The following is a 9,366-nucleotide window of genomic DNA, read 5'->3' on the forward strand; positions in this document are numbered from 1 at the left end:
GCATTATCGCGTGTCCCCTCAAGGTGAAAAGTTTGAAACCTAGTCCTCTAAGGACTTTAGAGCTACTTTGCCCCTGGTGACAGCTTCCGTAACACTACCCCATGTAAGCAGTGCGAACAACCCACACAACGAGAAACCTTTGGAGTTCGACCGCTCTACTGTGAGCAATGCCGTCCGCCACAAGCACCTAAGAAAGCAACAGTAGTGCCGCGCAACAAACGGAAGCCCAGAGCTATGAACTACAAGAGCGGCAAAGGTATTGCGGGATAGAGAATAAATTAGGTAGCAAGATTTGGGTAGGTAAGTCAAGTCATGTATAGCCATGAGCCTACCTCCGTTAAATATGAACTTCCCGGTTGAAGGGAGAAAGAACTAATTGAGGCGATAAAATCATCGACGCAGACAAGAGTAATTATCTCTATTTACAACTATCGAATATGAATATTTTTTAGGATTACTGAAATCCCCGCCCGTCATCTCGGTAAGACGTAGAATTATTAGCAACAGTATATTTGGTAGTTTGAGAGGGTGCATTTTAAGGTGCAACAGTACACACTGTGTAAGATTTAACTTTAATTCTTCTGCTTAATTGTTTGTTACATACTTATAAAATTTTCCCACGGCTTACTTAGCTACAGGTACAGATTAATGTAAAAACCTCTTTTTGTGCTGCTGTAAACTCAACAAAGGACCGAATCCTGGGTGCAACAAAGCGACGATCAAGATAGCAGATCCAGACTGGAACTTCTAGTGGTCGATAGATATTAAGAACTTCTACTAAATTGCCGTTCTCAATTGCTTCTGCTGCCAAGAATCCTGGCATCTGGCTCAGACCTAATCCTGCGATTGTTGAGCGCACGATCGCATCTGCATTATCAAAGACAACAGAACCACTGACTGCATATCGCTCAACTTTGCGAGCTTGCGTAAAAGACCACGGATAAATACGTCCAGTTGCTCGATTGCGAAAATTTAAACAGCTATGTTGTTGAAGTTGTTCTGGGTGCTGGGGTTTAGGGTGTTGTTCAAAATATGTAGGTGAACCACAAACCACTAAAGGATAAGTGACGAGTTGGCTAGCAATCAGATTGGCGCTGTCGCTCAATTGCCCTGTACGAATTACCACATCAACTGCTTGTTCAGCTAGATCCACGTGGCGATCGTCCATAGAAATGTCAAGAGTCATGTCTGGAAACATTTGGGTGAATGCCTTAAGGATTGGCACTAAGCAAACGCGCCCAAATGCAGGCGGGACACTTACGGTTAATCGCCCTTTGGGAGCAGCACGATTTCCCTGAATTTCTGCTTCAAGGGCATCTAGTTCACCCAGTAATTGCTGGCATCCTTCATAAAACCTGACTCCATCAGACGTTAGGCTAATGCTACGAGTAGTGCGATGGAAAAGCTTAACTCCCAAATCCGCCTCTAAGCGGGCAACTGCTTTGCTCAGAGCTGAAGTAGACAAGCCTAGAACATTCGATGCTTGAACAAAACTTTGGGCTTCTGCAACGCGCACGAACGACAACAGGTTTGACAAACTCTTAATCACAGATTGTTGAAAATAAGTGGATAAAGAAGTGAAATATTACCTCTTCTCAATTGATTGTAAACAAAATATCCTGATAGTTAAGTGAATCACAAAGCAAATCACTTTTGCACAGAATCCAAAGCCCTTACCAATAATAAAATGCCCATCTCCCCAAATCACAATCTGGAGAAATTAAAATGACTAGCCAAACCCCTAACCCAGCTCTACTGCATACCCAACTTCCAGATGCGCTGTTTGCTCAGTACGCCGCAGAATCTGTAAATAAGCTTGCAGCAGCAGACAAATTGGAAATAATCGAAAAATTACACCTATTAGAGCTGATTTTTGATACCCGCCGTTATGAAATAATGGATGCCATTCTCGCCGAAGATTTTGTAATGGATCATGCACTTGCAAAGCGCTTGGATCGAGCCTCATTCAAACAGTTGTGGCAGGACAATGAGGCAGTGTTACTTAATGGAATTCGGCATCAATTGACTAACGTAATCGTTTATCCTAATCACGATGAGACGGCAACTGCTATTGCCTATTTGAATGTCCTCAAGTTTGCCAATACCTCTACATTGTCCAAGACTGACAATCCTGCTTTACTTGCTCACGCTGTTCAAGTGGTTCAATTCCGCAAAGAAAACGATGTTTGGAAACTGGCTCACCTGAAAATTGACCAAATGGCAGTGTCAGATATCTTTGGTTTAGATAAAGCTACTCGGGATTACTTTGCAGCATTAGCAGGTGAGCGTGAGCAGCTTGGCCAACCTTTATTTTAAAGGCTATTTAACAGCACTTACCCAATCTAAAAAGATAGTCAAAATCCACTATGCGGGCGTAAACTTCATTGACGTTGCCATGCGGCGCGGTTGGTATCCTAATCCTCCAATTCCTACGCCTTTCATTTCATTCCTGGTGCACAGGGAGCAGGAGAAGTCGTTGCGATCGCACAAGACGTTACCGAAGAGCTAGCAAAACAGAACATTTGCGTCGATTTGCCAGTCAAAAACCTTAATCAGCCGATACCTGATAGTATTTATATACTATTAAATCTGAAATTTCCATCATTTCACGCGGTTCCTAGTAGTCTGCTAACCAAAAAAGTAAACTATCGACCGAAGCACTAGCACAATGCCAGGCAATAACCAATGACTAGTAAAGTTGCTCAATTTAGCATAGATTCTACCTATCTTGTTCTTGGGGAAAATGGTGATAGTACTCCAATCCCAGTAAGCGATCGCTTTTTTGCAGATTTGGAAAATAAATTTGGTGACTTTAAGGGAAAGCGGTTAGTTTCACACTTTACCTTCACTGAAGACTGGGATACTTGGGAAATGCACCCTGCTGGAGAAGAGTTTGTTTGTCTGCTTTGGGGTCAGGTAGATTTAATCTTGGAGCAAGACGGAGCGGAAAATAGGATATGTCTGAGTACTCCCGGCGCTTATGTGCTTATCCCTCGTGGAATATGGCATACAGTTAAAGTTGATAGACCAAGTTCAATGTTGTTCATTACTCCTGGACAAGGAACGCAGAATCAAGCGAGAAGACAGTAAGTGCGCGAAATTAGAACAAACACTAATTGCAATCTGAAGCTTGCCAAAGAATAGGAAGTTTTGTGACTCGAATATTACCTATATCCAGTCGCATCAGCTCCAGAAGCTACTGCCAGAATTGCTAGGCGCATTCTGGTTTAATTGCTGATTTTAAAAGTCATTATCAGTGAAGGGAACAATGGATAGTGAAAACCTTTTCAGGGATGGGTAAAATTCTAACCTCGCGGTATAATCGTCTGTTTGAGATACTGATAATTCAATTGCTTGCTGATTTTTTTCATCAAAAAGTAGCTGGATTTGATAATCTGTCCAGAATTGGTCACCTAGTTCATCTTCTAAATCGAAAAGCCGTTGTTCATCCCCCCATATATTCGACCAAAGGACTATCTTATTAGCCCGAAAATGATTTTGACCTGTTGTGTCTGCAATGACAAAATATGCTTCGACATTTAAATCAAATCCCAAATCATCGACCTCTACCTCTGCTATTTGACAGTTAACCACTATTAATGTATTGGGGTTAACATTTACTACCTGCTCTTGGCGCTTTAATAATTCTTGTAGCACAAAATCAGGTAAAAACTGGGAACTCTCCTCAAGTAAGAGTTTTTGAGTTTCTGGGGAGTAACGAGTTTTTAATTCTTGCGTGATTAAAGTTAAAATGTCTTCAGTAGCTAAATTGACCTGACTTTTCACGGGAAGTCCTCAAGCCTCGAAAAAGCGTGGCTTTTTCCACAGCCTAATTATCAATAGCTTTAAGTTAATGAAAATAGCTAACGGAAAAATCAGGGTTTAGGAAACCGCTAAAATTAGCTTTTCCACATGCCGTGAAAAGTCAGCTAAATTGACAAGTATCTTTTTATCTGCGAGATTAAGAAAAGATCCCGGACTAAGCTCAATGCGTTTTTTAATTGGCATAGTTATCTAAAATTATTTTAATTTGAGCAGAGCATTCACAAATAAAGCTCAAAGGAAGTCAATCAAGAAACATCATCTCAGTTTCACTTATCTGTTTTTAGCAGGACGTGTCTAATAGCAATTGCATCCTTTCAATCATAACTATAAATAACTGTGATTTGTTAGTCAAAAAATATTCATGTGCTAATCTTTAAAAATGCGACAGTGCTTGACCAATTAACAGATTGGTTGAGTAAGTAACGAGTAAATAAACTTTTAATAATGTCTATTTCCTCACTGGTCAAATTTGCAGCCAGACGCTCGGCATAACTTGGTCTATTGGGATTAGCAGCAAATAAACGCTTGATAAAATTATCAGAGATGTGCATTGGTGTCAAATACTGTTCAAGAACTACTTGTACGCAGTGTCCATTTGAGGCAAAAATGTCACGCAAATCGTCAGCGTCCCAGTTAAGCATGGGGTCAAAGGCATCTGTATAAATAGCTTCTTCCGCTAAAACTAATCGCTCATACAATTGGGCATCAAGATTTTGGCTGGGCAGTAATCGGTAAAACCTTTGGGTATGACGAGGTACTGTCTCAGCTAAAATAAGCTTGACTGAGTGCGGGAGCAATTGAGTTAAAAATTGAGCAGCAAGTCCCTTATCCGGTTGGGAGGCTAGTACATTGCGCCCAATAATAGAGTCAAACTGTACATTTGGTGCAAGAGATGTCAGCATCGCAGGTATCTGTGCAACAGATGCAGTAAAAACTATTGGTCGCATTGTTTCAGGAAGTGCCGCAGCAAGTTCATTTAAAGCATTGGCATCAGAACTATTGCGGACACAGGCATAAACCCCGCCTTCAGGAACTTGCCGGATTGCTTCCCAAGTAAGTAAACCAGTAGCGGCATTTAAATCTAATACTAAGTGATGAAGTTGTAATTGGGCAAAAGTGAAAATGTGATCACGCACAGATGCTAATTGTGTACTGACTTGAGAAAGTGTGCGTTGCAACCAACGCTCATCTGCTCGGTCAACAGTTCCATAAGTCATGACTTCCACTGGTGCAACACCAATCCCCTCTACGATTGCAGCAAGTTGAGCTTCCCGACGACGTGCCACTTGTGTTGCAATTTGGTGTTCATAACCTTGGGTTGATGGTTGGTAAAACAGTTGACCTTGCAAGCTCTTGGGTAAATATTGCTGTTCTACCCAATGATCTCGATAAGCGTGAGGATAGAGATAACCATTTCCATGCCCAAAACCTTTTTTATCCCGATTGGCATCTTTAAGATGAGTGGGAACTTCTGCAACATTTTCACTTTCTACTGCGGCTAAAGCATCAAAAAAGCCCATAATGCTGTTGGATTTTGGTGCAGTCGCTAAATACAGTACTGCCTGCGCCAAATGATAACGCCCTTCTGGCATTCCCACGCGATCAAAGGTTTCGGCACATGCATTTGTAACGACAACTGCTTGTGGGTCAGCCAATCCGATATCTTCACTTGCAAGAATTAACATCCGACGGAAGATGAAACGCGGGTCTTCACCTGCATAAACCATTTTGGCTAGCCAGTACAGTGCTGCATCTGGGTCAGAACCTCGTAAGCTCTTGATAAAAGCACTAATGGTATCAAAATGGGCATCCCCTTCTTTATCGTATAAAACAGCACGTTGCTGAATAGATTCTTCTGCCACTGGTAGAGGGATATGAATAACACCTGTAGCATCTGGGGGTGTAGTCTCTACAGCCAGTTGCAAAGCATTCAATAATGAACGAGCGTCCCCGTTAGCAACATTAACTAGATGAGTTAAAGCATCTATGTCAATTTGTACTGTTAAGTTGCCATAACCGCGTTCTGAATTAGCTAGTGTTTGCTCAACAATTTTGTATAAATCTTTATCACTTAGTTGCTGAAGTTGAAAAATCCGCGAACGGCTGACAAGTGCCTTATTGACCTCAAAAAAAGGATTTTCGGTGGTAGCACCAATGAGAATAATTGTACCATTCTCTACCCAAGGCAATAGGGCATCCTGCTGAGACTTGTTAAAACGATGGACTTCATCGACAAAAAGAATAGTTCGTTGATTATGGAACTTGCGCTGTTGTCGGGCTATTTCAATTGCGGCTCGAATTTCTTTAACTCCTGAGAGTACAGCATTGATAGCGATGAAGTGAGCGCGGGTGGTGTTGGCAATAACACGGGCTAGAGTAGTCTTTCCAGTCCCTGGTGGTCCAGAAAAGATTAATGAAGACAGTTGATCCAAACTAATAGCACGCCGCAATAGCCTTCCTTGCCCGATAATATGCTCTTGACCAATAAATTCATCAAGTGTCCGTGGACGCATCCGAGCCGCTAGGGGTGCTTCTTTTTCAGTTATTTTTGCAAGATGCTGGTCAAATAAATCCATTATTTAATACGTCGAGAGGAGGTGGGGTTTTTCAAGCCATAGAAGATGTATACCTTTTCAAGGTAAAAAACTATAACGAAAATTAAAATCTAAAAAGAAATTACTTTACGATCTCGCAAAAACTTACCGCTTATATTGCATGGAGCATCAGTAGCGGTCATAGCTGACGCCGGAAAAAATTTTACCAGAGGTGTCGATTTCAAATTGCCGTTCGACTTACTCACGAAAGGAAAGAATACAGGTATTGCTCGATTGTATCTAAATGATAAAAAAATTTTTGGCAAAGGTGTCGATTTGAGCAATTGTCGTTCGACTTAATTACAAAGGGAAACAACAGAGGCAATTCAATGAAATATGTACTGCTGATTTACCTGGAAGAAAATGCCATGAGCCAAACCTTCTGGTCTGTCCGCTTTGGCATATTGGTCGATAAATTCGGTATTTCCCCTCAATCAGTTGAGCTATAGTAGTATTTATGTACTATTAAAATCTTAATTTTTCATCATTTCATGCAGTTCCTAGCTCTTGGGGGCGGCTTCGCCTACAGAGTTGGGCTTCACGCTAATTACATTCCTCAATGATTCATCAAAAGGAGCTAAAGCAATGGATACAATCAAAACACAACAGGAGCCAACAATGAATACTGAGCCACAAAAAGAACATCAGTGGCTAGAGAGACTCGTCGGTGAGTGGACTTATGAAACAGAGGCGATGATGAGTCCAGATCAACCGCCTGAAAGAGCAACAGGAACGGAAAGTGTGCGATCAATTGGTGGACTCTGGGTTGTAGGTGAAGGACAGGGCGAAATGCCCTGCGGTGGTGCAGCAACAATGATAATAACGCTGGGATATGACCCGCAGAAGCAACGCTATGTAGGCACCTGGGTTGGGTCAATGATGACTTATCTGTGGTTGTACGACGGTGAATTGAACGCAGCTAAAAACATACTAACGCTCAATTCTGACGGGCCCGCGATGACGGGCGATGAGAAGATGGCAAAGTACAGAGATGTAATCGAGTTCAAGAGTGATAATCATCGAGTGATGACATCTCATGTACTGGGCGATGATGGGCAGTGGCATCAGTTTATGACCGTAAACTCTCGGCGAAAGCAGTAACAGAATGCTAGACCAGAAAGGCAGGCAGAACGCAAGCAACAGCCAATGACTAATAAAGTTGCTCAATTTACTATTGACTTTAAGAGGAATGGCACGCTTGTTAAGCGTAAATCCCTGGTATTACTGGATGAAATGGTGTTGGGTGTTGGGTGTTGGGAATTAAGAAGATGTTGAACTTTTGACGTATTCGCATTCAATTGTCTGGAACACACTCAGCTTACACCCTGCCAGCAAGGACGTTTCACCTTTTCTTCGTGCCATTCGACTCTGAGAGCCTGTCAAGAAACAACTTTTACAATTTATTATCTAGAAAGCTTACTGAGAAAGCATTTTTAGCTCAAAAGAGGCAAGGTTGTTACATGACTTGCTCTTATGGCATACATTTGGCATTTCATACGCCAAGTTGGATGTTGTTCATTACTCCTGGTGAAGGAACGCAGAATCGACCGAGGAGACAGTAGATGCGCGAAATTAGAATGAATACTAATTAATTGCAATGTGAAGTTTGCTAACGAGTACGAAGTTTTGTGACTCGAATATTACCTGTATCCGGTGGCATCAGCAGGTTTACCCATCTCCTGCACTTCACAAATGTAGCGCCACGCATCGGGTTGAGAGCCATCAAGATCGGTAAAGCCATAAACCTGTGCTAGTTGCCCACTGGAGAGGGATTGTCCATTCCAGCGCACCACTTGTGGATCGCCAGCTAGATAGGCAACTGCACGCCCAACATAATGCGGCGTTTCAGAAATGATGAAGTGCGGTTCCTTTGCCGTTGCGTCCTGCCAGTTGGCTTCACTCACTCCAAAATAATCGAGCATGAGTTCCGAGCGCAACCAGCCTGGAGTCAGCGCCACAGCAGTACATTGATGCGGTTTAAGTTCTTGCGTCAATCCCCACGCCATGCGAATTACCGAGGTTTTAGCAAGGTCATAGAACAGCGACAGCCGATAGTTTTTGCCGTTATATTCGGCAGTACCATCGGTAATTTCGACCACCAATCCACCGGGTTTCTGGATCAACAGCGGCAATGCGAAGTGGCTAGCGATTAGGTGGGTGTCGATCGCCAGTCTTAGCATCCGTAATCCTCGATCCAAAGAAAGCTCCCACACGGGTTTGTTGAACTCCGCCAGATATTCTGCACCAATATCGTTGACCAGAACATCCAGACGACCATGCTCCTGCTCAACACGAGCAACAAGCGCCTGTACTTGTTTTGGGTCTAAATGATCGACTACAACCGCGATTCCTTTCCCACCAGCCTGGTTTACCAACTCTGCTGTTTCTTGGATCGTTTCAGGGCGGTTGTATTCCGAACGTACAGTAGCAGTGGTGCGTCCGGTGACATAAACGGTTGCCCCTGCTGCACCAAGTTCCACAGCAATGCCACGACCTGCACCGCGTGTTGCGCCAACTACGAGCGCAATTTTATTTTTCAATAACTGCATAATTAACCTCCTTAAATCCTGTGTAGGTGGCTTAAAGAAATCGATAACTCCAAACCATCTTTATGCAGGATAAGCGGAACTTCATGACATCCCTTGTCATATTTAGGCAGTAAAGTAAAAAGTAGTTCCGATTGGTCTTGGGATAGTTATGCGTGCTGATCGCCTCCTCTCCATTCTGATGTTGTTGCAGGTTTATCGTCAGCTAAGGGCGCGGGATTTAGCAGAACGATTGGAGGTATCTGAGCGCACCATCCATCGTGACATGGATGCCCTCAGCAGTGCCGGAGTTCCGGTGATGGCAGAACGCGGTAAAGGGGGTGGTTGGAGTTTACTCGACAGCTATCAAACTACGCTGACAGGACTTAACTTGGCAGAGATTCAGGCGCTGTTTTTGCCAA

At 43.0% G+C, this 9,366-nt stretch carries 8 protein-coding genes; 4 read left to right on the forward strand and 4 right to left on the reverse strand.

What is annotated here, in order from left to right; translation table 11 throughout:
- Positions 1-628 precede the first annotated feature (628 nt).
- Entirely contained in the window at positions 629-1,549 is a 921-nt protein-coding gene (locus H6G26_RS34875; RefSeq protein ID WP_347242556.1) for a LysR family transcriptional regulator, read from the reverse strand.
- Positions 1,550-1,725: 176 nt separating this feature from the next.
- On the opposite strand from H6G26_RS34875, the gene H6G26_RS34880 reads away from it, so the two are divergent.
- Both H6G26_RS34880 and H6G26_RS34885 read left to right on the forward strand, forming a co-directional pair.
- Positions 1,726-2,316, forward strand: a complete 591-nt coding sequence (locus tag H6G26_RS34880; RefSeq protein WP_190735746.1) for a nuclear transport factor 2 family protein — start codon at positions 1,726-1,728, stop codon at positions 2,314-2,316.
- Between the two features lie 369 nt (positions 2,317-2,685).
- Positions 2,686-3,090, forward strand: coding sequence for a cupin domain-containing protein (locus H6G26_RS34885; protein WP_190735748.1), 405 nt, complete (start codon positions 2,686-2,688; stop codon positions 3,088-3,090).
- 150 nt (positions 3,091-3,240) lie between these two features.
- On the opposite strand, the gene H6G26_RS34890 is transcribed toward H6G26_RS34885, so the two are convergent.
- Complete coding sequence (locus tag H6G26_RS34890; protein WP_199327227.1) at positions 3,241-3,786, reverse strand: hypothetical protein; 546 nt, start codon at positions 3,784-3,786, stop codon at positions 3,241-3,243.
- A gap of 398 nt (positions 3,787-4,184) precedes the next feature.
- Positions 4,185-6,401 carry an AAA family ATPase gene (locus tag H6G26_RS34895; RefSeq protein ID WP_190735750.1) on the reverse strand — a complete coding sequence of 739 codons (2,217 nt, stop codon included), beginning with the start codon at positions 6,399-6,401 and terminating at the stop codon, positions 4,185-4,187.
- A gap of 603 nt (positions 6,402-7,004) precedes the next feature.
- On the opposite strand from H6G26_RS34895, the gene H6G26_RS34900 reads away from it, so the two are divergent.
- Complete coding sequence (locus H6G26_RS34900; protein WP_190735753.1) at positions 7,005-7,520, forward strand: DUF1579 domain-containing protein; 516 nt, start codon at positions 7,005-7,007, stop codon at positions 7,518-7,520.
- 539 nt (positions 7,521-8,059) lie between these two features.
- Here the strand turns inward: H6G26_RS34900 and H6G26_RS34905 are convergent.
- On the reverse strand, positions 8,060-8,968 hold the full coding sequence (locus tag H6G26_RS34905) for an SDR family oxidoreductase (RefSeq protein WP_190735755.1): 909 nt from the start codon (positions 8,966-8,968) through the stop codon (positions 8,060-8,062).
- Positions 8,969-9,116: 148 nt separating this feature from the next.
- Between H6G26_RS34905 and H6G26_RS34910 the strand changes: the two genes are divergently transcribed.
- Positions 9,117-9,366, forward strand: a 250-nt coding sequence (locus tag H6G26_RS34910; protein ID WP_190735757.1) for an HTH domain-containing protein, incomplete at its 3' end; no start/stop codon positions are given.

The organism is Nostoc sp. FACHB-888, assembly GCF_014696655.1.
GTDB lineage: Bacteria > Cyanobacteriota > Cyanobacteriia > Cyanobacteriales > Nostocaceae > Nostoc.

Excerpts from the sequence above, each read along its gene's own strand:
- H6G26_RS34880 (WP_190735746.1), top strand. The coding sequence starts at position 1,726 with ATGACTAGCCAAACCCCTAACCCAGCTCTACTGCATACCCAACTTCCA.
- H6G26_RS34885 (WP_190735748.1), top strand. The coding sequence starts at position 2,686 with ATGACTAGTAAAGTTGCTCAATTTAGCATAGATTCTACCTATCTTGTT.
- H6G26_RS34895 (WP_190735750.1), bottom strand. The coding sequence starts at position 6,401 with ATGGATTTATTTGACCAGCATCTTGCAAAAATAACTGAAAAAGAAGCA.
- H6G26_RS34900 (WP_190735753.1), top strand. The coding sequence starts at position 7,005 with ATGGATACAATCAAAACACAACAGGAGCCAACAATGAATACTGAGCCA.
- H6G26_RS34905 (WP_190735755.1), bottom strand. The coding sequence starts at position 8,968 with ATGCAGTTATTGAAAAATAAAATTGCGCTCGTAGTTGGCGCAACACGC.